Source organism: Limosilactobacillus gorillae, from assembly GCF_001293735.1.
GTDB lineage: Bacteria > Bacillota > Bacilli > Lactobacillales > Lactobacillaceae > Limosilactobacillus > Limosilactobacillus gorillae.
On record NZ_BCAH01000007.1, the window covers coordinates 1 to 26,195 of the forward strand.

A 26,195-nucleotide genomic window follows, 5' to 3' on the forward strand; every position below is an offset into this window, starting at 1 on the left:
TATTATATCATATTTAGATGTGAAAAAAGGGAAAAGGTCAAAAAAGAAGCACCGTAGGTGCTTGAGTGGGGGCTTTCCTCCCATCACTAAAGTGACGGGTATCCAGCCCATAATATATCGATGAAATTACGGATTTCTGTTACATCCCCACTTAAATGATTACTTATTTAGTTCAAAGGCTAACCGAGTTGGGTCAATAGGATCCTCGACTTCAATGACTCCCCGGTACGCAAAGCCGGCGCTTTTGGCGATGTGTTGCATTGGTCGGTTGAGTTTAAAGGTATCGACCCGGAAATTACGAATTCCTTCCGCTAAGAAATGGTTAATAATCAGTTCAAAGAAGTGCAATCCAAGGTGTTGACCACGGTACTGGTTGGAAACGGCAATTCGATGGATGGTGGCGTAAGGGGCGGTATCATTTTGCCAGGCCCCGTCAATGGATTGGTAATTGGGGTCGATGCCGACAATGACGGCCGCGTAGCCAGCTACTTGGCCATCGACCTTTAAGACCCAGCCGGCCTTGTTGGTGATGTCGGTGGTGATTGTAGTGGCGTTAGGGTAGCCGGATTGCCACTGCGAGGACCCCGCTGCCTTTAAGAAAGCCTTAGCGTGGTCGATGATCGTAAGGATTGCTGAGCCATCCTCGCTTTGGGCTGGAGTAATGGTTAAATTAGGCTGCATAGACAGTCTCCTTTCTATTTGTTTAGTCATACTGAGCAAGGTGAAACTTTTGAATCGCGTAGATTAATTCATTGGCGTAATTGGGGTCAGTGGCGTAGCCGTTATTTTGCAGGGCCCAGGCGGCCTGGGTGTACGACTTGGTAATCATGCCCTTGTAGCGATTGGGGTTATCGGTGGTCCCGTTTAAAATCAGCCTGGTGTGGGCTTGAATCGAAGCCTTCCAGGAGGGGTAGACCTGAAAGTACTGCTTAATGGTAACGGTCTTCCCGTTTAAGGTTTCTTTGGTGTACATCTTAACCCGGTTCTTGGTGCTAGCCTTGATACCAAACAGATTGTTATATTTATAGGCTAGTTTGGCCCGGCCCCAGTTGGATTCGGTCCCGGCCTGCGCGATGATGATCGAAGCGGGGATCCCGTACTTCTTTTCTACTTGCTGGGCGGCCGGAGCAATCTCCTTAATAAACTGCTTGGTGGTGATTTTGGGTGAGTGGGTCTCGGTTAGGGTGGTTTGGTGGTAGTAGGCGGCCCCAATCCCGACGCCAATTACAACCAGAAGGCTGACGATTAGGCCAGCTATGATAGTGATTACGTCGTCAGTCTTTTTCACAAACATCATCCTTTCTAAATCTTAGCCCATTATAGCAAGTACCGAGGTAAACAGTAACTAGAAAGGACCAGTCAACTACCCCCGAATGAGATTCGGGGGCTTGTAGGCTTCACCCACTGATTCATCATCGAATGGGTTACTAGCTGCAATTTGCCTAGATAAGGCCTTGCAGCGATTCTTCTCGACTAGCAAACTAGTTTCGGAAGAATCGCTGACTTACGAGCTAAAACTAGGCCATTTATACCAAGCTCACGCTTGGCAAAGGACGCAAGTTGCCAAACGCCCCAAAAAGAATTAGCCATAGATGGCGGCTAAGTGCTTGCTGCTTTGTAGCCATTGTTGACCCTTAGTTAGAATGTTTTGGGCGGCATTATGGTCACGAATGTGGTGAACGTGGCAAGCCGGACAAGTCCATTCCCGATCACGCAAAGTAAGCCGTTTGGTATCGGCACTGCCCATTACAAAGCCACAATCATGACAAGTTTGGTTTGGGTGGTATAGGCTGGATTAACTTTAACGAAAAGCCGACCGTATAAAGGGGCTTTGTACTCCAGCATACTCAGGAAAGTACGCCAGCCAACATCGGAGATACTCATAGCGAGGGCATGATTACGAAGCATGTTCTTACTCTTCAAGTTTTCAGCAACTACCAAATCGTGGTTCTTGATAAGTGTAGTTGCGAGGCCATGAAGGAAGTTTTGCCGTTGACAACGAACTTGAACGTGAATTTTGGCAACTAAGCCCCGTTGCTTTTGGTAATTCCGGCTCTTACGTAAGGAACGATGTTCCTTTTTAGCCCGGCGTTCTCGGCGTGATAATACTCGTTGGGCCTTAGCTAGTCGTTTCTTGATAGTGCAATAGTAGCGTGGATTAGCCGTTACCGCCGCCTCGCTAGTGGTTAGGAAGTTATCGGTATTTAGGTCAATGCCAACCGTTTGATTGGTTTTCGGCAAGGCTTGGTGGAATGGTTCATCGCTTTTCAGCAGTAACGAAACCGTCCAATCACCCGTAGCGTAGTGCTTAATTGTTACGGTGGCAATTCTTACCAACCGATTGGTTGGCAAGGCCCGGTGCAACTTGACCTTAATGCGGCCAACTTTTGGGAGCTGGATATGACTGCCATCAAGGAACTTGATCGAGCCATTATAGAGTGAAAAAACGCCGCCATTATTCTTAACCGTCTTGGTCGAATAGTGGTTAGACGTTGAGTATGACTGAACCGGCCGGTTTTTTCGCTTAAATTTAGGAATCCCCGCTGAATGAACCTTGCGAAACATGTTCCATGCGTTTTGGTAATGAACCTTCGTGTTGGTGAACATGTCACTATCAAGGTATTCATCGCTAAGCCATGGATATTGTTTAGTAGTAATTCGATCTAAACCTGTCGGCCGTTTAGTACTCTTTTTAATCACTTGGCCCTCTTGTTGTAACGCCAATACTGTTCCGGAATCGGAAACTGTTGATCAAGCTTATTCTTGATGATTAAGCTATCAGTGCGACTGTTGGCTAAACGTTGATTATAGATGAAACGCGAAGCGTTCAAGTTCTTCCAAAGAATTTTCGCCTGCTTACGGTTCGGATATAAGCGCAATTTCAATCCCATTATGTAAGGGTAATTTGTTTGTTTAGCCATGTCAGTTCACCTTCTTTACTAATTACTATTATACTACTAAAATAACTGTCAAGATACTATTATCAAAAGGAGGTCGATTCCTAATGGTTAAGTTAGATGATGCAGTTTACGAGCGTGATTACGTCTATAACTTCCATTTTCATCTCGTATGGGTGACCAAGTATCGGCACGCAACCTTCACCACTCCCGTCCTAGTTAAGGAAATGAAAGAAATTCTCAGCCACATTGCGGAACTACATGACATCACCATCGAAAAGATGGAAGTCATGCCAGACCACGTTCACATGTTAATTAGCTTTAAGCCAAAGTACTCGGCAACTAATGTTATCAAGGCACTCAAAGGCGGCAGTGCGCGGATTTTCTTGCGTCATCACCCCGAAATTCGGCAACAGCCATATTGGGGTGGTCACTTATGGTCACGGAGTTACTACATGGGAACACTCGGTAATATGAGCAAGGAGGTCGTCGAAAACTACATTGCCAATCAACGAACGACTAAAAGCAACGCGGGTCGGCCTCCACAAAAGCGGCAAAAGTAGCGCCGACAGCGCTAACGGGGGCATTCCTCTCCCGATTAAAATCGTGGGCTTCCTGCCCAAAACTTAATTGAAATGGGGGCGCCCCTTCGTTAAAATTAAATTATGATTAATGAGTAATTAAAAGTGCCCACTGTGATGCTGAATAAAGGAGGAACCACGATGTCACTGATTATTCCCGCAAACTACGAGCCAAAATTGTCAATTCGTGAAACTGAAGAGGCGATTCGCTACATTCGCGAAACCTTTCAAGATGAGATCGGTAAGGAATTGAATTTGCAACGGATGTCGGCGCCAATGTTTGTTGAGCAAAGCACCGGGTTAAATGATAACTTAAACGGGACTGAGGCCCCAGTTTCCTTTACCATGAAGGATCTGCCTGGTGAAACAATTGAGATTGTTCACTCGCTGGCCAAGTGGAAACGGTTTGCCCTAAAGAAGTACGGCTTTGGCCTTCACGAAGGGCTCTACACCAATATGAATGCCATTCGTAAGGATGAAGACCTCGATAACTTCCATTCGATTTACGTCGACCAGTGGGACTGGGAAAAGGTGATTGCTAAGGAGGAACGGACAGAAGAAACCCTAAGGGCAACCGTTCGCCAGGTTTTTAAGGTTATCAAACACATGGAACACGAGGTTTGGTACAAGTTTCCGCAGGCCGTTTACCACCTGCCGGACGAAATCCACTTTGTGACGACCCAGGAATTAGAGGATCGCTGGCCGGACCTTACGCCGATGGAGCGTGAAGATAAGATTGCCAAGGAACAAGGGTGCGTCTTTGTGATGAAGATCGGTGACAAGTTACAACGTTCTGGAGAACCTCACGACGGCCGCGCACCAGACTACGATGACTGGTCCTTAAACGGCGACATTATCTTTTGGTATGAACCGTTGCAAACCAAACTTGAAGTCTCCAGTATGGGAATCCGGGTCGATGAACAGTCGATGGCCGAACAGCTGGCAAAGGCCAATGCGACTGACCGGGCTGAGCTCCCGTTCCACCGCGATCTCTTGGCTGGTAAGATGCCATACACGATTGGGGGTGGGATCGGTCAGTCGCGGCTGTGCATGCTCTTATTAGGTAAGGCTCACGTGGGGGAAGTACAAGCCTCCATCTGGCCGGAAGCGATGAAAGAAGAATGTGCTAAGGCTAAGATTCAGTTATTGTAAGGGTATTAACAATTAATTTTCGATATTACCCTCTTAAATACCCAAAAAGCTGGTTGACATATGCCGGTGGGGGGACTAAGATGATGATAATTTAATGAGAAATAGCTGAGAAAAGATGAGTAAGGGCCAATGCCTTCTGAAGAGAGGTGGGGGAGGTGCAAGCCGCCGTTGGCAAGGTCCTGAAGATGGTCTTGGAGCAATTCGGTTCCGCTAGCCCCAGGGTGAGCGGACCGCAGGTGACGCCTGATAACGCGTCTGGGTATTTTAAGTACCCATTGAGGGCCCCGATCGTAAGGTGGGGGTTAAATTAAGGGTGGTAACACGTAGCAACGTCCCTGAAGCTAACGAGCTTCAGGGACGTTTTTTCATTCCATCGCTCAGGACTTTTCCAACTGTTAACCTAGGTAACTTAATCACACGAAAGGGGTTCTCGCTATGACTACACAATTACATTACGACATCGTTGGTTCCTTCCTGCGCCCACAAACCTTAAAGGTTGCCCGGCAACAATTTGTGGCCGGTACGCTTTCGGCTGCTGATCTGGCTAAGATTGAAGATCAAGAGATCAAGGCCCTGGTTCAAAAGGAAGCCAACGCCGGCCTAAAGGTGGTAACCGATGGTGAGTTCCGCCGTTCCTATTGGCACTTAGACACCTTCTGGGGCTTTGGGGGTATTAAACACACGACCCAAGAACATGGCTACTTTTTCCACGCCGAGGAAACCCGGAATGATTCTGCTCAGGTTGTGGGGAAGATTGAATTTACCGGCGAGCACCCGGACCTGACGGCCTTTAGGTACCTGAAGAGCCTGACAGACGGGACCAATCTGACGCCGCGTCAGTCGATTCCGTCGCCGGCTCAGTGTTACGCCGAGCTGTACCGGGGTGAAGAAAACATCACTAAACTCCAGGCGGTTTACGATAGGGAGGAGGATCTAATTAGAGACCTCGCCAAGGCCTACCGCGATTTAATCCTGGCCCTATACGATGCCGGTTGTCGCGATCTAAAGCTGGATGACTGTACCTGGGGAATGGTTGTCGATGATGACTTCTGGAAGAGCATGGCCGAGGCCGGCTTTGACCGTGATAAATTAGCCGAAAAGTACCTGGCCATTAACAATGCTGCCTTGGTGGACCTGCCAAAGGACTTGCGGGTATCTACCCACATTTGCCGGGGCAACTATCACTCCACTTGGGCCGCCAAGGGAGGGTATGGGCCGGTGGCTAAATATGTCTTTGCCAAGGAAAACGTTGATGCCTTCTACCTAGAATTTGACGACGAACGCTCCGGGGGCTTTGAACCGCTTGCAGAGGTGCCAGCCGGAAAGGAAGTTGTGCTTGGCCTGGTAACTTCTAAGAACCAGGAATTAGAATCGGTAACGTCCTTGAAGGCCCGGATTGAAGAGGCGAGCCGGTACGTGGCCAAGGAAGACTTAGCCCTGTCGACGCAGTGCGGCTTTGCCTCAACAGAAGAGGGAAACCAGCTGACTGAGGATCAGCAGTGGGCCAAGATCAAGCTGGTTATAGCCGTGGCTAAGCAGGTTTGGGGTTAATCCTTGACCCGAGGTTGTATAATAGAAAGAAATTAATTTTAAATTAAAGGAGAAGATGACAATGGCAGAGGTTGAAAGTTTTACGCTTGATCACACAAAAGTAAAGGCCCCTTACGTCCGCTTGATCACGGTTGAAGAAGGACCCAAGGGCGATAAGATCGCGAACTACGACCTGCGGCTGGTACAACCGAACGAAAACGCAATCCCAACCGCTGGTCTGCACACGATTGAGCACCTGTTAGCGGGCCTGTTACGGGACCGCCTGACTGGGGTAATCGACTGCTCGCCATTTGGTTGTCGGACCGGCTTCCACCTGATTACGTGGGGGGAACATTCCACGACCGACGTGGCCAAGGCTCTTAAATCTGCCTTGGAAGAAATTGCCTACCACATCGAGTGGAAGGACGTCCAGGGAACGACGATTGAAAGCTGCGGTAACTACCGCGATCATTCACTCTTCTCTGCTAAAGAATGGTCTAAGAAGATCTTGGCTGAGGGGATTTCCGATCAACCATTTGAACGCCACGTGGTTGACTAGGTATCGCCCTAATTATGATGAATACTAAAAGGGACTGTGACAATTTTTTGTCACAGTCCCTTTGACTAATTGGAAGGTTTTTCATCATCCTGGTAGCGGTCCAGGGCCTGGGCCAACTCAGCTTTGATCTGTTGGCGTAGGCTAGCTGGGGCAAGGACTTCAACACCGGACAGGCCGAGAATTAAGTAGAGCCCAGCTCCTGCCATTAGCCGGGTAATCAGTTTGACGGGCTTACCAATGGGAACTTCACTGAGTGCGGTGGTGGGGACTTCCTGGTCACCATCGTAGTAGGCGACCACCCTGGCATTTAAGCGATCGATGGTTAAATCAGCAGCCTTGTAGTCGGCCTTAACGATCAACGTTTGGGTCTGGTGGTCCTGACCCTTGAACATGCCAATTACGGTGTTACGGTCGGCCTCGATCCCCTCCAAGTCGTGTTTAGTGGCGTCTTCGCTAATCTTAATATCCAAGACCCGGTCACAGCGTAGGATTCGGGTCGAGGCTTCATTATCTTCCTTATAGCCGCGCACGTACCAGTAGTAATCGAAGTGTTCGATGCTGAGGGGGGTGAAGAGGTAGTTATTGTCGATCTCACCATTACTCTTTTGGTAGCGGACGATCACCTTCTTATGGGCATAAACAGCGTTGATCATCGCGTCTAGGACCGTCAACTTGGTTGGCCGGGCAACCGCCTGGTAGTATTGGCGCTCTCCCTTTAATAAGGCATTAATTGCGCTGGAACCATTTTGGTCCAGGCGAAGCTGTTTCAGGGGCCGGGTGAGTTTGGTGATTAATTTCTCAACCACGGTGGGGTCAAAGGAGCGGCTGGCCAAGAGCAGCTTAGTGACAACAAATACCTCGCGCTGGGTTAAAAAGGGGCCCTTGGTAGCGTCGACCTGGTAGAGAACATCGCGCTTCTTGTCGTCGGTGACTACCTTTTTGTGTACCACCTCAAGGCCAAGGTAGTCGCTGAGTAGGTTACCGACGCTAACTATATCGCGCTCGATCGTTTTGGCAGTGGTATTGTATTCTTTTTGGAGCTGGTTTTTACTGATCTGGCCCTGGGTCAGCAGGGTCAAGATGATGGCTGCTTGACGGTTGTTGATAGGCTCACGTCCTTTTTTCAGAAATTTTAGCACTTTTTTAGGAGAACGACAATATACGTCGGAGGTGTCTGCCATAATAAAGATATCAAGTCGGATGGGGGTTCGACTTGATGCTACCACTTTCGGGAGGAGCTCATTTAAACTCTGGTTACGGTGGGAAAAACGGCCTGGGGCTCGGATGAGCTTTGGGGCCGTTTTTAATTAACACTAAAACGCCCTTACTTATTTGATGCTACAGCCCAATTCTTCCTTTTCAACACAAGATTATGTTAATAATAGGACTGGAATTATAGTATAGTTGGAAAAGGTAAGTGGTCACGAATTAATTATCAGATTGATGGTACGTTGGATTTGCAATGCTGAAGAAAAACGGGAGATCAAAATGAAAAAAGAGATTAACGTGGTTGGGGCGGCGATCATTAATGATCAAAACCAGGTATTGGCAACCGAACGGGGGGATGACCGGACCCTGGGGACCCAGTGGGAATTCCCCGGTGGCAAGGTTCAGGACGGCGAAACGCCACAACAGGCCCTTAAACGAGAGATTCAAGAGGAGTTTTCAGATCAGGCAGTGGTCGGCGCGGCGGTGGGGCCGGCAATTGACCACCACTATGACTTCGGCATCGTTCACCTAACGGTCTACTACGTTCGTTTGCTCACCAATAACTTACGTTTGGTAGCCCATGGAAAAGCCTTTTGGTGCGACCAGGCCCAGTTAACCAAGCTCAATTGGGCTGCTGCCGATCAAGAAATCGCCCGGATAATTGAAGCAACTGATCTGACTAAGTTAGATTAGTCAAAGTGGGAAATAAAATGCATAAGGACGTTAATTACAACCGGCTGTTAACCCAGTTAGGTGAAGCACAGGGGACGCTTGCCGAGGAAATGAGTGCCTCCCTGCTCCACGGTTATGTTGATCAGGAGAACTTTCAACCAATTGGTGACTTTGGCCCCAAGTTACTGACGAATCAATTCAATAACCAGATCTGGGACCAACTACGCTCGGAACTAAATGACGCTGAGGAATTCGCCTTTGCAGTGGCCTTTGTGACCGACGTGATGGTTTCTAACCTCAAGCCACTCTTTAGGAGTCTAGCGGCTCGTGGCGTTCGAGGGCGGCTTTTAACCTCCACGTATCAGCAGTTTAATCAGCCAGATATGTTCAAAGAGTTGCTAAAGATCAAGAACTTGGAGGTACGAATTGCCACTGTTCGGGGCTTTCACCAGAAGGGGTACCTCTTTAAGCACCGTGATTATCAAACGGCAATTATTGGGAGTGCAAATTTGACTGCTAGTGCCCTGATGAAGAACCAAAATTACGAGTGGAGTCTGAAGATCAATTCCCTTAACAACGGAGAGATCATCAATCAAATCAATCACAATTTTGAAGCTGAGTGGAGAGAGGCCCGTCTACTCGATGAGGGGTGGTTGGAGGACTACCGAAAATCCTACCAGGCCGACCATCAGGCTCACCGGGTGGTCCACGACTACGTTACACCAGAAGGTCCCCAAAAGGATAGCCAGCAAATTAAACCCAACCAGATGCAAAAGGCAGCCCTGACCGAAATTGCGGCCCTGCGCATTGCCGGTAAGGATCGGGGCTTGGTGGTTTCAGCCACCGGGACTGGGAAGACCTACCTGGGGGCTTTTGATGTTCAGGCAGTCAAGCCCAAGCGGATGCTATTTTTGGCACACCGGGAACAGATCCTGCAAAAGGCATGCCGGAGTTTTCAAAACATCCTGGGTGGTAATCCGGCCGCCTATGGTCTTTACACGGGAGACGTGCGGGACAAGGACGCTAAGTACCTGTTTGCGAGCGTTCAGACCCTATCGCGGGATGAGCACTTGCATCGCTTTGACCCGGGAACGTTTGACTACATCTTAATTGATGAGGTTCACCACGCCGGGGCGGATAGCTACCAGAAGGTAATGGGCTATTTTAAGCCCCACTTCTTCTTGGGAATGACGGCAACCCCAGAGCGAAGTGATGATTTCAATATCTTTAATCTCTTTCACTATAACGTTGCCTACGAAATTCGCCTCCAGCAGGCCCTGGAGTTGAACATGCTAGCGCCCTTTCATTACGTGGGAATCACCGATTACTCATTTAAGACGGCTGATGAACAAGAAGTGGATGCGTACCGAAACAAGGAAAAGAAGGGGACCAAAAAGACCCGTCAAGAAGAGCAACGGGCCGTGGCCCTGTTGACGAGCAAGGAGCGGGTCGATTATATCTTGGCTCAGACGGATTACTACGGTTACTCCGGTCCGATCTTGCACGGCCTGGTCTTCTGCTCTTCGGTGGCTGAAGCAACGGCGATGGCGAATGCCTTTACGACGGCTGGTCACCCGGCAAAGGCCCTGTCCGGGGCTGACGATGGAACGCGGCGCCGCCAAGTCATTCACGAACTGGAGAGTGGGCAGATCGAGTACATCGTTACGGTCGACATCTTCAATGAGGGGATCGACATCCCCTGTGTCAACCAGGTTGTCTTTTTACGGAACACCCAGTCGGCGATCGTTTACATCCAGCAGCTAGGACGGGGCTTACGTAAGTACCCCGGTAAGGAGTACGTTGAGGTGCTGGATTTCATTGGTAACTACAAGAATAACTACATGATCCCAATCGCCTTAACCGGGGACAATTCCTATTCTAAGGATCAGGCACGCGATACCGTTGACATCGAACCAACCGTCGGCCTTTCAACCATCGCCTTTGACCAGGTGGCCAAGGAACGGATCTATGCATCATTAAAGAAGGTTAAGTTAGACGGGATGACCAGTTTAAGGCCGGCTTATCAAAACATTAAGCGTCGGGTGGGCAGGATCCCAATGCTCAGCGACTTTTTAAAGATGGATTCCGTCGACCCTCAGATCCTGGTCTCCGCGGGAACGATCCGTAATTACAATCAGTTCCTAGTGAAGATGAAGGAACCAGTCGAATTAAGCGACTACCAAGACCGGGTCTTGTCCCTACTTTCAACGGAATTATTGAACGGCAAGCGCCAACACGAATTGATTTTGTTGCAACTCTTGTTGAAGAACCCCGTTGTAAAAGAGACCGATTACGTAGCGGCATTAAAGGCGGCAAGGTGCTACGTGAATGAAGCAACCCTTAACTCAGTACGGCTGGTCTTGAATCTGCAGTTCTTTGCCGAAAAGGCGAGCCCGACCCGAGCGGATTATGGGGGCGTTGCACTGGTCAACTATGATCCAAAGGAAGCGACCTACCGACTGGGGAACCGGCTTAAACGTGATCTGGACAGCCGCGGTTGGTTTTACCGGCTGTGGGTTGATGCGATTGAAACTGGGCTGATGCGGGCTAAGCGCTACCAGGCCAACGAGCCCTTTACAGTTGGTGAGCGTTATACCAGAAAGGATGCTGTTCGCTTAATTAATAACCCCTTAAACGTTAATGCCCAAATCGTATCGGGGTACTACTTCACCCGGAACGAAACGGCCCTAAATGAGGCGATTATCTTTGTTACCTACAAGAAGGCTAGCAACGTGCGTAAGGAGATCAACTACGAAAACCGCTTCATCAACGACCATGTTTTACATTACTACACCAATACCCGTGACATTAAGCTGACCTCTAAAAACGTTCAAAAATTCATGGGTAGTGACTATAAGTTACGGCTGTTTGTACAGAAGTCGGAGGCCGATGATAAGATCGAATTTTACTACCTGGGGACCTGCCGCTACTTAAACAACACCATTCAAAAGGAGTCACAAGAGGGCGTGCCGCGCCTGGCAATGGACCTGTTGTTGGACACCCCCGTGGAGCACAACCGTTATCATACCTTTATTGACTAGGAGAAAGCATGGACTACCAAGAAATTGTTAAGAAAATGAAGGTCGACCAAGACCGGTACTGGAAGGAGGAAGACTAGTGAGCGTGACCGTTATCCCTTACTGGGGTGCCTGGGTAGCAGGGTTAATCCTTTTGTTAGTGTTACTCTTGCTGGACCTGGCCCATCACGGCCTGGTAGCCCGTTTTGACGACTGGGCCTTTACCCACTTAGCCCACCAGCCCCACAACCGCTTCTGGAACCTGGTTGCTTGGATTGGCGAACCCTGGGCAGTTGTAACCTACGTTCTGATCATGGCCGGGGCCCTTTTGGTCGATCATGAAGAGCAGCTGGCCATGTGGGTGCTGTGGACACTAGGGTTTGGCAACATCTTGGGAATCATCACCAAAAAGCTCCTCAAACGCGAACGCCCGGGGGACCACCTGGAACACGATAATGGCTACTCCTTTCCCAGTGGCCACGTATTGGGTAGTACTATCCTGTACCTAATAGTTGTTGAACTATGGCCAACGTGGCCGGTGATGATTATCGGTGGGGTGGCTTGGTTGTTAGTCGCCGGATCCCGCCTTTTTTTACGGGCTCACCACGTCAGCGACGTTGGCGGGACGATCCTCTTTACCGGAGCCTGGTTTATAATCAGTACCGTACTCTACCAGCTAATCTTTGACTAGTTCGCTGTTGCGCAACGAAGGCGGGGCGCACCCTCTTTCGCTTGTCAGTACTAGGGAATTAATATAAAATTAGTAGTAACAACAAAACGAGGTGAAAGAATGGACGCACGCTTAATTCAGTTCCATATTACTCCTAAGTTGGAGGGGGAGACGGCCGAAGACCAGCGACAGAACCCCTCTGGCTTTAACATGGAATTTATCGCTAAGGAAAAGTTCATTTCCGAAAACCTGCAGGGGATTCCGCAGTTTCGGCGTGAATACCGCCGCACGCTAAACCACGTCGTTGACCAATTCAACGAGTACTACCAGTGGCATACCGAAAAGGAAGCCAAGATGAAGCACTACGGCGACAGCTTTGGGCGCTTAGAGGACCTGTCGGACGCGACCAAGTACCTGGCCAGCCTGCTCAAGAGCGAGTTTTTGGTGCCTAACGAGCTGGAGTTAATTGATATTCAGATCGTTGGCCAGTTCTCGGTTTACGAATCGGGGAGTGATACCGATTTAAAGAAGCAGGCCGAGCAAATTCGTGAGGAATCAATTCGCGAGATGCAAAAGAAGATGGTTAGCCGTCGTAGTCAGCCAGGCCAACCGGGACGGCCAGTAGCCATGCATTTCCCGAACCAGGAGCCACAGGCTTAGTTCACAAATAGATTACATTTTATTAACAGTTTTCAATAAAATAACTATTAGCAGATTGGATTCGCTAATATAGAGAACGGTAGCGGTAACGTTACCGTTTTTTATGTCTAAAAAAGGATTGAGTGTAACAATCATGAAAAAACTTCGCCGGGTGATGGCTCACCTATTGGTGGTGATCTTAACCCTAACTAGTATGTCAATGACAAGCATCGTTACTTCTGCCAGTGAAACTGTTGATGCCAGAGCAGCGATTACGATCGATGCCGAAACCGGTCAGGTGCTGTACGCCCAAAATGCCACTAAGCGGTACCCGATTGCCTCAGTGATTAAGATTCTGACCCTAGCAGTAATCGAACAAGATATTGCCCAGGGAAAACTTAAGTGGGACCAGAAGATCACGATTTCAAAGGACGTTGCTAAAGTTGCTAACGACTGGCACTTCTCTAACGTTCCGCTAAATGAGGGGGAATCGTACACCGTTCAGTCACTGGTTGAATCGATGATGATCGTTTCAGCCGATGGGTCGGCCGAGGCATTAGCTTTTGCTTCGGCCGGCTCGACGGCGGCCTTTAATAAGAAGATGCAAGCCGTGGCCAGGGAGGCCGGGGTTACCGACGCTAAGATCTACAACATGATCGGCCTGGCTAATGGTGACTTGGGTGCCCAGCGATTAAAGGGTGTTTCTAAGGAGGCAGAAAATCAGCTGTCAGCTGAGGATGTGGCTAAGATTGCCCGGTACTTGATTGATAAGTACCCGAGCGTCTTGGAGATTACCAAGCAGAAGTTTGTTAACTTTCAGGTTTCAGAAAACCAGCAGTATCAAATGGTCAATATCAATTCCATGCTGCCTCAAAACGCGGCTGCCTCAACCCATGGGGAAGTTGAAGGTTTAAAGACCGGGATGACCGATTCAGCGGGGAATTGTTTTGTCGGCACTGGGATTTTCAACGGCCGGCGCCTAATTACAGTTGTCTTAAAGGTGCCGGGCGAATATAACAACCAGTTTAAGGTTACCGACGCGATGTTGGGGCTGGTTTTAGACAAGGAGCACTACCTAAGTGTAAACAAGCTTAGCGATTTTAAGAAGGGTGTTCAATCGGTCATCGTCACCCACGCCAAGGGTAAGGGTGTTAAGACGGTACCGCTAACCATCAAGAAGCCGGTCACTCTATGGCTAGGTAAGAACGTCAATTTAAAGCATGCTGACGTTGAATTAATTTTGGATAAAAACAAGCGTACGATTGGTGGCCACAAGCTCCGCGCCCCGGTTAAAAAGGGTGAACGGGTAGGGGTCCTGCGGGTTCACGTTGCGGGCCAGTTAGGTGCCGAAAACGTTGACTTGCCGGTGTATGCCACCAAGACAATTGAAAAAGAAAAGGGAAGTTGGTTTTAGAAAAGACCAGGCAATGCCATTTCTGGCAAGCCTGGTCTTTTTCATTAATTTAGTTGTTATTGGTTAGGTTGGCATTCTTCATTACCTTGGCGGTCGCCTTGGCTAGGTTTTCGATCAGGGTTTCCCCCTCGTTCATGGAAGAGGAGCCATCGGTGTAAATGGCGATCGTGTAGTCGACACCGTTCTTTAGGGTCACGTGGCCAATTGAGTTGACGATCCATTGGTCACTGCCGTAGAAGAGCCAGCCATTTTTAAGCTGGTAGGAAGCGGCCCCGGCCGATGTCCCCCAGGACTGATCTTCCTCGACGTTGTCCATCAAAGAGTAGATTTGCTGGCGTTCATCGGGAGTTAGTAGGTTAGACTTGTAAAAGATGTTGTTGAGCAACTTGACCTGGTCGGAAGCAGTGGTGGTGGTCAGCCCCCATGCTTGATTGACCTTGGTGTGGTCCATGCCAACGCGGTTATAGACGTCTTGCAGGCCGGATTGGCCCCCAATGTAATCGTCAAAAAGGGTGCTAGTGGCGTCGTTATTGGAGTTTTCAATCATTGTTTGGGCCAGGGAATTTTCAGTATCGTTTAGCTGCCCATTGTTGTCTAACAAAAGAGCTGCCATTACCCCCACCTTGACTGTGGAGGCGGTGTGAAACTTATGACCGTGGCTTGCCCTTGTTAGGCGGTAGGTCTGTCCAGTTACTGGAGAGTAGATGGCAATTGATACGTTTTGATCCGTACCGCTGAGCTGCTTTTGCCACGCTTGTTGAAGGCGATCGCCGATTTGATCACCAAAAAATTGTCTTTTCATAGTGGTAAGGGGGTTTGTCGACTGTTTGTTGTCGTTGGAGCCGTTCCCGTTGACCATAGCGATGATCATCACCACCGCCACAAAAATGAACAAAAAGCTCACCAGGCGGGGGATCAGACGGGAGCGCGCTGGACGAACCTCAGAACGGCGTTGCCGAGTTGGCCGTTGTGACATGGCACTAATTCTTCTTTCTCAAAAAATCATTATCTTTCATAATACACAGAAAGTGTGAAGAAGGTCTAAAAATTCAAAAAAAGAGCGGGACCCGACGCAGGCCCCCGCTCGAAGTGTTGAAAATCTGGAACGTCCTTAGTAGTATATCACATTTACTTAAAATTGCGGTGATGGTTTTGAAAAAAGGCGAATTTATGCTGCTACGGCGATGAATAAAGGCGGGGCGCTGCTAATTTATTTAAAGAGATTACTAGGAAAGATCTAAGGATTTTACAGAAAGGGGGGATAAAGGGGTATAATTAAGGTTAATTTTAATTTAGGGGATGAAAATCCAATGGACGAACAACGTTCAGATAAGGAAATCAGGACTGCCAGTTTGGTACTGATGATCTTTTCGTCAATTTTTGGTTTTAGTAACTCGCTGACAGCCTACTATCAAATGGGCTACGCAAGTATGATCTGGTATATCGTAACCGCCATCCTATTCTTTCTCCCGTCGGCAATGATGTTTGCTGAATATGGGGCCTCCTTTAAGGCCGCCCGGGGTGGGATTTTCTCTTGGATGCGGGGGTCGGTCGGTGAAAAACCGGCCTTCATCGGGACCTTTATCTGGCTAGCTGCCTGGGTGGTCTGGCTGGTATCTTCCACCCAGTATTTTTTGGTGTCCTGTTCAACCCTGCTCTTCGGTAGCGACAAGACTCAGACCTGGCACCTCTTTGGGCTGGGGGCCAACCAGACCTTAGGGATCATGGAAATTGCCTTTTTAGCCGTTGTTACATACTTAGCTAGTCGTGGAATTGATAAGATTGCCAAGGTAACCTCAATCTGTGGGGTCTTCACCCTGGGGATCGCGGCCGTCTTTATTCTGGCTTCGCTGGTGATCTGGATCATGGATCACGGAGCCACGGCCGAACCGGTAACGGCGGTCAACTTTGTCCGGTCGCCCAATAGCGCCTTTGTGACGCCGATCGCCGTTATTTCCTTCATCGTCTACGCTCTCTTTGCTTACGGGGGCCTAGAAACGATGGCCGGGGTGATTGATTCGGTTCATAAGCCGGAAAGGACCTTCCCTAAGGCCTTAATCATCGGGATGGTGATCATGACTATGCTGTACATCATTGCCATTTTTATGTGTGGGGTTACCACCAACTGGCATGCGGTGCTAGGAAAGAAAAACGTCGACCTGGCCAATGTCGAGTATGTCTTGATCAATAACATGGGCTTAGTCTTTGGGCACCACCTCGGACTCAGCCATGCCGCTTCACTTACCCTTGGTCGGGTTTTTTCACAGATTACCGCCTTGTCCGACGTCTTCGGGGGGCTAGGGGCCGCCTTTGTTATGACTTACTCACCGATCAAGTCCTTCGTTGAAGGGTGCGACCCGCGCCTGTTGCCTAAAAAACTGACCAGTTTAAATAAGTACCGGATGCCGGCCTTTGCCATGTGGATGCAGATGATTGTGGTTTCCGTGATCGTCTTCTTCATCACCTTTGGGGGGAGCACGGCAGCCTCTTTCTACACGATCCTGACCGACATGATGAATGTTTCATCATCGGCACCGTACTTGTTCTTAATCGGGGCGTTCCCCTTTTTCAAAATGAAAAAGGGTCTCGATCGTCCCTTCGTCTTTTACAAGAGTATGACTACCACCTGGGTGGTCACGGCAATAGTTTGGCTCGTGATCGCCGTGGGGATTGTCTTTACCTGTGTTCAGCCGCTCTTAGAGGGCGATTGGGTAACGGCCTTTTGGACCGCCTTTGGGCCAGTTTTCTTTGGTGTCGTGGCCTGGATCTTCTACAACCGTGCTGAACGAATGCACGTCTTAGACTAAAAAAGTAGCTCCCGTTTTAGTGCGGGAGCTTTTGTTTACTGTCAAATTTGTTCAAATAAGATAAGCGAATAGAAAGGAAGAGCGATCAATGGTTAAATGGAAATGGGGCAAGCAACGGTTACGAGAAACCCTGATATCGATACTACAGATTTTCGCATCCGAAGATGATTATATCCGTAACGGACAGGCACGTCGTCACACTAAGTATGGTGATGTTGATCGTAATAATAACTTGATAAACGATGATCAGGCAAAATGAGCAATCATTTCAGCGGGACTTTCGATCCGGGGGTTGTCATCCCAGATGTCTTCATCGATGAAGGTATCAGCAACGTCCCAGTAGGCTTCTAACAGGGCTGCTCCCGTGTGGGATAAGAGGAGCTGACCGTCACGAAAGCGGGTTAGTAACCACTTATGCGCTCGTTGAGCTAGTAGGGTGGTTTCTAAAAGCGGGGGAAGTGGTGTGGCCGTAGCACAGAGCAGGTGCTCTTGGCCAACCAGGTAAATTCCGTCACTTTGGCTAAGCTTTTCAACGAGGGCCAGGGCCACAAAGTCGTGGTAGGTTAATCGATAACCAGCACCAGGGACTAGAAGGGCCTTGTTAAGTGCTGAGGTGAGTGCCCGCTTACCTTCAAAGGATCGCAAGTTGAACTCGATCAGATCGTTCGCTGGGTGGGCGTTAGGATGGTAAGATAAACGGAGATTGAAAACGGTACCATCCTTTAGGAGGGTGAAGTACAAGCTCTCGCTTCCCCGCGACTGATGGCAGGTTAGCAGGGTAAAATCCCGGGGGAGATTATTTTCGACCTGACGTTGAATAGTGGTTTGCCACGATGTGGGGGATGGTTGTTCAGACATGGCGACCTCCTTTTTAGCATAGTTGTTGTTTACCGTAAGTGTAACAAGCTTTTTAGAATGGGGGAAGTAGAGTGGACTATCGTCAGTATCGTTATCGTGATGATCAATTTGAGATTAAAGAGGCGCCAACAAGGGTTGACCTGGGCCTTACCACTGAGGAATTAAAAAAGCGGGTTCGCGACTGCACTAAGCGGCTAAGCGAACTGCAAAAGGTTCTCTACGCCCAACGGACTTATGGAGTGATCATTATTCTCCAGGCCATGGACGCCGCCGGTAAGGATAGTATGATTGCCCACGTCTTTTCCGGGGTCAACCCAGTGGGGGTTAAGGTTGCTAACTTTAAGCAACCTAACTCGACAGAGATCTTGCACGATTATCTCTGGCGGATTAACCAACAGCTTCCGGAACGGGGACAGATCGGGATCTTTAACCGTTCCTATTACGAAGACGTCTTGATCACCCGGGTTCACCCGGAGATCCTGGTCGGTGAACACTTGCCCAACATCGAAAGGGTCAAAGATATCAAGGAAAGCTTTTACACGGGCCGTTACCAGGACCTCAGAAATTACGAAGCCTACTTGACCCGTAACGGATTTAAGATCCTAAAGTTCTTTTTGCATGTTTCCAAAGAAGAGCAGGGCGCTCGCTTTGCTTCCCGGATTGAAATTCCGGATAAGAACTGGAAATTCTCGGCTGCTGACATTCGTGAACATCAGTATTGGGATCAGTACCAAGCTGCCTACCAAAAGGTGATTCAAAATACGGCAACCAAGGACAGCCCCTGGTATGTGATTCCATCGGATGATAAGTGGACCTCACGCTATATTGTGGCAAGTGCTTTGGTTGACCAGATTTCACGTCTCCCGTTGGCGTACCCATTGGTCACCAAGGATGAGAAGAAGGAATTAAAAGAAGCCCTTAAGGAACTAAAGAAGGGTAACCAAGTTTAACCATAACGAAATTGGGGGAGGTCATTATGCTTTTAAAACAACTCGACTACTTCATTAAGGTCGTTGAAAACCGCTCATTTACTAAAGCAGCGGCGGCCGCCTACATTTCGCAGTCAGCGATTTCCCAGCAAATTCAGGCCCTGGAAAATTCGCTGGGCGTTCAGCTCTTAGAACGCCGTAACCGTTCGTTTATTCTTACTTCAGCGGGAGAATACCTTTACCGCCACGCTCCAGATCTCTTGGAGTCGGCATCCCAACTGGAGTCTGCCACCAGCACCATCGGTCAACGCCAGCTGTCCAAGCTGACGGTGGGTTACCTGCGTGAGTATACTGGGTTCGACTTAGTTCGGGCCGTTAGTGTCTTCAACCAGCATTTTCCGAAGATTGAAATCGATCTAACACTGGGGAGCCATGAGGAGCTATATAACCTGCTTAAGGACGAAAAGGTCGACCTAATCTTCTCTGATCAGCGCCGGGCCCTATCTGAGGAATACGTTAACCGTAAGCTGGCCACCACGAATCTGATGGTCCTGTTCTCTAACCACAACCCACTGTCCAATAAGAAGTCGATTGGCCGTTCAGACTTAACCGACCTGGCCTGTATCCTAATCGCTCCAGAAGAGCAGCAAGAAGAAGAAGCTAACTATTACCGACAAACGATAGGGATTAAGAGCGAGTTTACCTTTGCTGCAACGATGGAGGAGGCGCACGTCATGGTGGCGGCCAACCGGGGCTACATGATTACTGACCGGATGGGGGCCATCAGTTCCCACAATATCAACCTGCCGATGATCAAGGCGGTGCCTCTTTGCGGCGTCGGGGGAACCCTGGTTCACCGTGATTATTACCTTTTCTGGCAGCAGGAGCGGACCACGCCGGCTACTGAGGAGTTTGCCAAAACACTTGAGCGTGAAATTGCAAAACTTGACGACTAAGTTAGTGCGTTGGTAGTGCTAAAGGAGTGGATAAATAAGGAGGTTGCGACTAGTTTGTCGCAGCCTCCTTATCACTTTTGCTTATTGATCCAATTAAGAATTAGAATTGTTAACTCGCCAGCGCCCCTAGTATGATGGACAAAATTAAACGAGGTGATCAAAAAATGACGAAGGTCTTAATTATTGGGGCAACCGGGACGCTGGGATCAGCAGCCCGCCAAACCCTTCTGAAGGAAACGGACGTAGAGTTAACCCTCTTTGCCCGCCACGCCAGCCGGATCAAGCCCACTCCGGGCCGGGAACGGGTTCTGAATGGATCGGTGACCGACTCAGTGGCTCTGGACGAGGCGGTGGCCGGCCAAGACTTTGTCTTCGCTGCTTTGAACGGGGATTTACCAACTTACGCTCAGGCAATTGTGGACGCCATGAAACGCCAGGGGGTTCACCGGCTGGCCTTCATCTCCTCGATGGGAATCTATGGTGAGTTACCGGCCCGCTTGGGGGGTGACGGGACCGTGGCACCGGTCTTACGTCCTTACCGCCGGGCGGCTGACATTGTAGCAAATTCGGGCCTAACCTACACCGTGATTCGACCTGGCTGGTTCACCGGGGGCCCAGTGAACTATGAACTAACCACCAAGGGGCAACCCTTTGGCGGCCACGATGTCTCAGTGGCCTCAATCGCTGACCTAGTTAAGCGTCTGATTATTGAACCAGGACTGGGTGAAAATGAGAGCCTGGGAATCAACACCCCCGGTAGTTAATCCTGGACCGCTTTAAACGAGGATAAGTCAAACAAAAAAAGGTGTGATGTTTTTTTATCACACCTTTTTTGTTTGAGCATTAATTTGTTAACACGGCTTGATTGGCCATAAGGTCCCAGTAGCGTTGGTTGGGCTTAAGAAGGCTACCTGGCCGTGGGACTGGTCAGCAAAGTAACGCAGCGTGGCAACTTGATAACCGTCGTTGACAAAGATTTCCATTAGGGAGTGATCAACGAAGAGGTCAATCTTGAGGGACTGGTGAGCTGGGATGGTCAGGATACGGGTGGTACCGTGGTCTTCAGCAACTGGCTGGCCGGCCATGGCACGGTCAATCACCAACTGACCGTTTTCGGTATCAAAGTTCAAGAAGACCCCGTGTTCTTGTGCTTCGTCGCCAACTAAGAGTAGGCGGCCCTTTTGATCCTGTTCGATCGTGACCTGGAGTTCAAATTGCTGGCCGGCGTCTTCTTTGATCATGGTAGGAGTACCCGTAAACATGGTAGCCCGGTGAGTGTGGCGCAGATCGGCCATTGCTTTAACCGGAGTCTGGTAGAGGTGGCCGTTCTTGTAGTGGAGCTCCTTGACCTGGCTTATTACGTTGGCCCAGTTATTTTCGTCGGTTGGGTAGGTGGTGTCGGGTAGTCCGACCCAAGAAACGGCGTAGGCGGTACCGTCTGGGGCATTGAAGGCTTGGGTGGCATAGACGTCAAAACCTTCATCCAGGTTGGTCATTTGTGGATCTGGATTAACCAGTTGGGGCGCCGTCATATCAAACGAATCGGCAGTCAGGTACATGTTTGGGTAGATGTTTTGGTAGGAGGCCGTTGCTTGGTCCAAGCCCTGAGGGCAGAAAATCATTACGGCCCGGCCGTCGACATCAACGTAGTTGGGACATTCAACCATGTAGCCCAGGTCGCTTTGGCCGACGTTGACTTCACCAACTTCGTGCCAGCCCTCTTCTAGCTGGGTGCTTTCCCAGAGATCAAAGGTCCCGACCTTGCCATCAGTCTTTTGCGCCCCTAAGAGGGCGTAGTAGTGACCGTCTTGTTCCAAGAGCTGGGGGTCGCGGAAGTGTTCGGTGAAGTGGGGCGGGTTGACGAAGAGAGGTTGAGCGAGCTTCTCAACCTGACCATTTTTGTTCATCCATGCGCCAAGCTGGTAGGGAATTCGTTCCCAGTCTTTAGTCCGGTGGTTACCGGTGTACATCAAAAAGAGTCGGTTGCCAATCGCCTTGGCTGAACCGGAGTAGGCCCCGTGGCTATCAAACTCAGTGTCTGGGGCAACGGCAAGGCCGAGGTCTCGCCAGTGGACGAGGTCCTCGGAGACGGTGTGCATCCAGGACTTAACCCCGTGCGTAGCTCCAAACGGGAAGGACTGGTAGAAGAGGTGCCAGAGGCCGTTAAAGTAGGAAAAACCATTCGGGTCATTCAAAAGCCCCGAGCTAGGGTGTAAGTGGTAGCGCACCTGCTTGGGGTCGGTTGCGGCCTGTCGTTGCAGGTCCAAGAGGGTTTGGGCGCTGTACTGATCGTAAGATTGGTAACGTTGTTGGCGAGTCCATTCCATGGTAAAAGTACTCCTTTAGTAAAATTACTCTTATTTTAGAGTTGGGGCGCAACCGCTGTCAATTGATTATTAGCTTTTCAAAAAATGATCAACGCCGTTTTGGATGCGCACTATAATGAACGTAATTAGTCAAAAGGAGGAACTAAAATGTTTGAACAAATTCCGGCTACCATGAAGGCCTGGGCTGTCAAAAGTCCGGCACCGATCGAAAGTGTTCCTTGCCCCTTGCAACTAGTTGAAAAACCAGTTCCGAGCCCAAAGGCCGGGGAGGTATTGGTGAAAGTTTTGGCCTGTGGGGTCTGTCATACTGATCTGCATGTTGCAGAAGGAGACCTACCGGTTCACCAGCCAAACGTCACTCCGGGTCACGAAATTGTTGGCCGGGTAGTTCAGTTGGGCCTGGAGTGTCAGCGGTTTGAAGTCGGTGATCGGATCGGAATTCCCTGGTTTCGTTACGCTTGCGGTGTTTGCCGTTACTGCCGGTCTGGGCGTGAAAACCTCTGCCCAAACTCTAAGTACACCGGTTGGGACCATGATGGTGGCTACGCTGAGTACGTAACCGTACCGGAGGGCTTTGCATACCGGATTCCAGCACGTTATAAGAGTACGGAGGCGGCCCCGCTTCTTTGCGCTGGTATCATTGGCTACCGGGCCCTCTTACGGGCTAACGTTCCTGCCGGTGGCCGCCTAGGCTTATACGGCTTCGGTGGTTCGGCGCACCTGGCGGCTCAGCTGGCGATTAAGCAGGGGGTGGAGGTGCATGTCTTTACCCGGGGAAAGGATGCCCAAAAATTTGCCCTGGAATTGGGGTGTGCCTCGGCCCAGGGGGCTTATGATTGCTCACCAGTACCGTTGGACTCGGCAATTCTTTTCTCACCGGCTGGGGAAATGGTACCCAATGCCCTGGCCAACCTGGCCCCTAGTGGGACGCTAGCCTTGGCTGGTATTTACCTAAGTGACGTGCCCAGCCTAAACTACCAGGATCACCTTTTCCACGAAAAAACGGTCACCAGTGTTGAATCCAACACTCGCCAAGATGGCGAGGAGTTTTTGAGGCTGGCTGACCGGCTGGGGATCACGCCAACGGTCACCCCGGTGACATTTGACCAGGCTGACCAGGTTCTGAAATGGGTTGCTAGAGGAAATATTGATGGCGCTTACGTGCTTGAAATGCCGTCATAGCGGGCTTGCGATGAGCTTACGAATGGTAACGATTTCTAAATGTATGTCAAACGGTTGACAATTCCGAATAGTCCTGTATGATTAGTAATGCAGAAAAACGCTTTCAAAGCGTACATATTATTAATACTTACAGATGGAGGAAAGATTATGGATCATAAGCAAGTCGCCACCGATGTCATTAAGGCTATCGGAGCAGATAACATTGTTGCGGCGGCCCATTGTGCCACTCGGTTAAGATTAGTTCTTAAAGACGACGAGGCCATCGACCAAAAGGCCCTCGATAACATCGACGGTGTTAAGGGAACCTTCAAGACCAACGGCCAATACCAAGTTATTATTGGACCTGGGGACGTCAACAACGTTTACGACGAGCTGATCAAGCAAACCGGCTTGAAGGAGGTCTCAACCGAAGACCTGAAGCAAATTGCGGCCAAAAACCAGAGGTTTAACCCGGTCATGGCCTTTATCAAGCTGTTATCGGACATCTTTGTGCCAATCATTCCGGCCTTGGTTGCCGGCGGTCTTTTGATGGCCCTTGACAACGTTTTGGTATCCCAAGGTTTATTTGGACCAAAGTCAGTTGTTGAAATGTATCCGGCCATCAAGGGGCTGGAAGGGATGGTCAACGTCATGTCGGCGGCTCCATACGTCTTCTTGCCAATCTTGGTTGGGATCTCCGGGGCCAAGCGCTTCGGGGCTAACCAGTTCCTTGGGGCCGTTGTCGGAATGATGATGACGGCGCCGGCCTTGGCGGAAGGGGGAACTTGGCACCTCTTCAACTTCAGTGTCCACATTCAGTCTTACACCGGTCAAGTAATCCCGGCTTTGGCTGCGGTATGGATCCTGTCAATTTTTGAAAAGTGGTTCCACAAGAAGTTACCGTCAGCCGTGGACTTCACCTTCACGCCGCTTTTGTCCGTTATCTTAACCGGGTTCTTGACCTTCATCGTGGTCGGCCCAGTTATGAAGGAATTGTCTGACTTAATCACTAATGGGATCGTTTGGCTCTACTCCACGTTAGGCTTTGTTGGAACTGGGATCTTTGGGGCCATCTACTCGCCAATCGTTTTGACGGGGCTTCACCAATCCTTCCCAGCCATCGAAACTCAGTTGGTGACCGCCTACAAGAGTGGTACGGGTTATGGGGACTTCATCTTTGTCGTTGCCTCAATGGCCAACGTTGCCCAGGGGGCTGCCACGACCGCCGTTTACTTCTTAACTAAGAACGAAAAGATGAAGGGACTCTCTGGATCGGCTGCCGTTTCAGCCCTCCTAGGGATCACGGAACCGGCCCTCTTCGGGGTTAACCTGAAGCTTAAGTTCCCATTCTTCTGTGCTCTGATTGGATCTGCCACCGCTGCTACTTTAGCTGGCCTCTTCCACGTTGTTGCCGTTTCAATGGGTTCAGCCGGATTCATCGGCTTCTTATCCATCGGCGCCAAGTCTATTCCGTTCTATCTCTTGTGTGAAGTGGTTTCCTTTGTGGTTGCCTTCATCATCACCTACCTCTACGGAAAGACGCACAATCGCTTGGTAAACCCGGTGGTTGAAGCTGCTGATACCGATGCGGCTGATGCAACGGCTCAAGCTAACGAATCTGGTACCGAAGCGGCTGGTGCTAACGAAGCTGTTCAAACGGAAACAATCTCTAGCCCAGTTAACGGGACCGCTGAAGATCTGAGTCAAGTTAACGACGAAGTCTTCTCCCAAAAGATGATGGGGGATGGGGCAGCCGTAATCCCAAGTGACGGGACGATCGTGGCTCCGGCTGACGGTGAAATTACCGTTGCCTACGCCACTAAGCATGCCTACGGCTTAACCACCACTGATGGGGCTGAAGTCCTGATTCATATTGGGTTAGACACCGTTAATTTGAAGGGTGAACACTTCACCTCCAACGTAACACAAGGCCAAAAGATTAAGAAAGGTGACGTTTTAGGAACCGTTGATCTTGATGCCGTTAAGGCGGCCGGCTACGATACCACGACCATGATCGTAGTTACTAACACTGCTAACTACAGTGCTGTAAAACGACTCGCTGATGGGGCGGTTCAGGCCGGAGATGACCTAATCGCCGTCGTTGGTAAAAACTAAACATCTCGCATCTCTCTTTAAACTGGGGCGTCGCACAACTATGCGGCGCCCTAGTTGTGTTAAAATGAGGAGCAATTACTATTTTGGAGGAAAGACATGAGTCAATATCCACAACTAAACTTGGCCGCCGTCGACGACGTTTTGGCCACCATTAAAACCAACCAGGGTGACATTAAGATCCAACTATTTGAAAAGCAGGCTCCCAAGACGGTGAAGAACTTTGTTGAATTAGCCAAGAAGGGCTACTACAAGGGTGTAATCTTTCACCGGGTAATTCCGGACTTCATGATCCAGGGAGGCGATCCAACTGGGACTGGCGCCGGTGGTGAATCGATCTACGGCCGGACCTTTGAAGACGAATTCTCAGAGGAACTCTTCAACTTTAAGGGGGCCCTTTCGATGGCTAACGCTGGCCCAAATACTAATGGAAGCCAGTTCTTTATCGTTACTAATGAGAATGTACCGGCCAACATGATGAGCCAAATGAAAGCTGCTGGTTATCCAGAGGAGGTTATTGCTCACTATCAAGAGGGGGGCACACCGTGGCTGGACTTCCATCACACTGTCTTTGGCCAGGTAGTTGAAGGCATGGACGTGGCCGAAAAGATTTCCAAAGTCAAGCGTGATTATAGTGACCGGCCGCAAGAAGACGTTGTAATTGAAGACATTGTAATTTCAGAATAATTAATTTACGGGCGCCCT

The 26,195-nt window shown here is 49.7% G+C and carries 22 protein-coding genes and 1 pseudogene; 16 read left to right on the plus strand and 7 right to left on the minus strand.

Translation table 11 applies throughout. The features are described from left to right. Positions 1–159: 159 nt before the first annotated feature. From AOQ57_RS01065 to AOQ57_RS01075, 3 genes and pseudogenes are all read right to left on the minus strand, one after another. Complete coding sequence (locus tag AOQ57_RS01065) at positions 160–681, minus strand: GNAT family N-acetyltransferase (protein ID WP_093624358.1); 522 nt, start codon at positions 679–681, stop codon at positions 160–162. A gap of 22 nt (positions 682–703) precedes the next feature. Beyond that, on the minus strand, positions 704–1,297 hold the full coding sequence (locus AOQ57_RS01070) for a glycoside hydrolase family 73 protein (RefSeq protein WP_093624360.1): 594 nt from the start codon (positions 1,295–1,297) through the stop codon (positions 704–706). Positions 1,298–1,582: 285 nt separating this feature from the next. Continuing rightward, positions 1,583–2,921, minus strand: a pseudogene (locus AOQ57_RS01075) (RNA-guided endonuclease TnpB family protein). An 83-nt stretch (positions 2,922–3,004) separates the two neighbouring features. Here AOQ57_RS01075 and tnpA point away from each other — a divergent pair. From tnpA to AOQ57_RS01095, 4 genes are all read left to right on the plus strand, one after another. After that, the gene (gene tnpA, locus AOQ57_RS01080; RefSeq protein WP_093624362.1) at positions 3,005–3,460 is read left to right on the plus strand and encodes an IS200/IS605 family transposase; all 456 of its coding nucleotides are present in this window, start codon (positions 3,005–3,007) and stop codon (positions 3,458–3,460) included. Positions 3,461–3,619: 159 nt separating this feature from the next. Further along, positions 3,620–4,630 (plus strand): aspartate--ammonia ligase, encoded by a 1,011-nt coding sequence (gene asnA / locus AOQ57_RS01085; RefSeq protein WP_093624364.1) that lies wholly within the window; start codon positions 3,620–3,622, stop codon positions 4,628–4,630. Positions 4,631–5,065: 435 nt separating this feature from the next. Then, positions 5,066–6,181: a 5-methyltetrahydropteroyltriglutamate--homocysteine S-methyltransferase gene (locus tag AOQ57_RS01090; protein ID WP_093624366.1), complete on the plus strand. Its 1,116-nt coding sequence runs from the start codon at positions 5,066–5,068 to the stop codon at positions 6,179–6,181. 61 nt (positions 6,182–6,242) lie between these two features. Further along, a complete protein-coding gene (locus AOQ57_RS01095) occupies positions 6,243–6,719 on the plus strand; it encodes an S-ribosylhomocysteine lyase (RefSeq protein WP_093624368.1) in 477 nt (158 codons plus the stop codon). 65 nt (positions 6,720–6,784) lie between these two features. Here AOQ57_RS01095 and AOQ57_RS01100 read toward each other — a convergent pair whose 3' ends face one another. Further along, on the minus strand, positions 6,785–7,945 hold the full coding sequence (locus AOQ57_RS01100; protein WP_235788982.1) for a helix-turn-helix transcriptional regulator: 1,161 nt from the start codon (positions 7,943–7,945) through the stop codon (positions 6,785–6,787). Positions 7,946–8,207: 262 nt separating this feature from the next. On the opposite strand from AOQ57_RS01100, the gene AOQ57_RS01105 reads away from it, so the two are divergent. The 5 genes from AOQ57_RS01105 (at position 8,208) to AOQ57_RS01125 (ending at position 14,340) form a co-directional block, all read left to right on the plus strand. After that, entirely contained in the window at positions 8,208–8,621 is a 414-nt protein-coding gene (locus tag AOQ57_RS01105) for a (deoxy)nucleoside triphosphate pyrophosphohydrolase (RefSeq protein ID WP_093624481.1), read from the plus strand. A 17-nt stretch (positions 8,622–8,638) separates the two neighbouring features. Then, on the plus strand, positions 8,639–11,641 hold the full coding sequence (locus tag AOQ57_RS01110; RefSeq protein WP_093624372.1) for a DUF3427 domain-containing protein: 3,003 nt from the start codon (positions 8,639–8,641) through the stop codon (positions 11,639–11,641). 76 nt (positions 11,642–11,717) lie between these two features. After that, positions 11,718–12,308, plus strand: coding sequence for a phosphatase PAP2 family protein (locus tag AOQ57_RS01115; protein WP_093624374.1), 591 nt, complete (start codon positions 11,718–11,720; stop codon positions 12,306–12,308). 99 nt (positions 12,309–12,407) lie between these two features. Beyond that, positions 12,408–12,947 (plus strand): hypothetical protein, encoded by a 540-nt coding sequence (locus tag AOQ57_RS01120; protein ID WP_093624376.1) that lies wholly within the window; start codon positions 12,408–12,410, stop codon positions 12,945–12,947. 133 nt (positions 12,948–13,080) lie between these two features. Beyond that, positions 13,081–14,340 (plus strand): D-alanyl-D-alanine carboxypeptidase family protein, encoded by a 1,260-nt coding sequence (locus AOQ57_RS01125; RefSeq protein WP_093624378.1) that lies wholly within the window; start codon positions 13,081–13,083, stop codon positions 14,338–14,340. A gap of 49 nt (positions 14,341–14,389) precedes the next feature. Here the strand turns inward: AOQ57_RS01125 and AOQ57_RS01130 are convergent, their stop codons facing one another. Next, positions 14,390–15,316: a serine hydrolase gene (locus AOQ57_RS01130; protein ID WP_093624380.1), complete on the minus strand. Its 927-nt coding sequence runs from the start codon at positions 15,314–15,316 to the stop codon at positions 14,390–14,392. 334 nt (positions 15,317–15,650) lie between these two features. Between AOQ57_RS01130 and yjeM the strand changes: the two genes are divergently transcribed. Beyond that, on the plus strand, positions 15,651–17,147 hold the full coding sequence (yjeM, locus tag AOQ57_RS01135; protein ID WP_093624382.1) for a glutamate/gamma-aminobutyrate family transporter YjeM: 1,497 nt from the start codon (positions 15,651–15,653) through the stop codon (positions 17,145–17,147). 246 nt (positions 17,148–17,393) lie between these two features. Here yjeM and AOQ57_RS01140 read toward each other — a convergent pair whose 3' ends face one another. Next, on the minus strand, positions 17,394–18,005 hold the full coding sequence (locus AOQ57_RS01140; RefSeq protein ID WP_093624384.1) for a hypothetical protein: 612 nt from the start codon (positions 18,003–18,005) through the stop codon (positions 17,394–17,396). A 71-nt stretch (positions 18,006–18,076) separates the two neighbouring features. Here AOQ57_RS01140 and AOQ57_RS01145 point away from each other — a divergent pair, with 71 nt between their 5' ends. The 3 genes from AOQ57_RS01145 to AOQ57_RS01155 all read left to right on the plus strand — a co-directional run bounded on the left by AOQ57_RS01145 (position 18,077) and on the right by AOQ57_RS01155 (position 20,654). Beyond that, positions 18,077–18,955: a PPK2 family polyphosphate kinase gene (locus tag AOQ57_RS01145; RefSeq protein ID WP_093624386.1), complete on the plus strand. Its 879-nt coding sequence runs from the start codon at positions 18,077–18,079 to the stop codon at positions 18,953–18,955. Between the two features lie 26 nt (positions 18,956–18,981). Further along, entirely contained in the window at positions 18,982–19,890 is a 909-nt protein-coding gene (locus AOQ57_RS01150; RefSeq protein ID WP_093624388.1) for a LysR family transcriptional regulator, read from the plus strand. Between the two features lie 164 nt (positions 19,891–20,054). Continuing rightward, the gene (locus AOQ57_RS01155) at positions 20,055–20,654 is read left to right on the plus strand and encodes an NAD(P)H-binding protein (RefSeq protein ID WP_093624390.1); all 600 of its coding nucleotides are present in this window, start codon (positions 20,055–20,057) and stop codon (positions 20,652–20,654) included. A gap of 87 nt (positions 20,655–20,741) precedes the next feature. Here the strand turns inward: AOQ57_RS01155 and AOQ57_RS01160 are convergent, their stop codons facing one another. Beyond that, positions 20,742–22,217, minus strand: coding sequence for a sucrose-6-phosphate hydrolase (locus tag AOQ57_RS01160; protein WP_093624392.1), 1,476 nt, complete (start codon positions 22,215–22,217; stop codon positions 20,742–20,744). Between the two features lie 147 nt (positions 22,218–22,364). Between AOQ57_RS01160 and AOQ57_RS01165 the strand changes: the two genes are divergently transcribed. From AOQ57_RS01165 to AOQ57_RS01175, 3 genes are all read left to right on the plus strand, one after another. Further along, entirely contained in the window at positions 22,365–23,399 is a 1,035-nt protein-coding gene (locus AOQ57_RS01165) for a zinc-dependent alcohol dehydrogenase family protein (protein WP_093624394.1), read from the plus strand. Positions 23,400–23,546: 147 nt separating this feature from the next. Then, a complete protein-coding gene (locus AOQ57_RS01170; RefSeq protein WP_093624396.1) occupies positions 23,547–25,493 on the plus strand; it encodes a sucrose-specific PTS transporter subunit IIBC in 1,947 nt (648 codons plus the stop codon). A 96-nt stretch (positions 25,494–25,589) separates the two neighbouring features. Next, a complete protein-coding gene (locus AOQ57_RS01175) occupies positions 25,590–26,177 on the plus strand; it encodes a peptidylprolyl isomerase (protein WP_093624398.1) in 588 nt (195 codons plus the stop codon). The last annotated feature ends 18 nt before the right edge of the window (positions 26,178–26,195 follow it).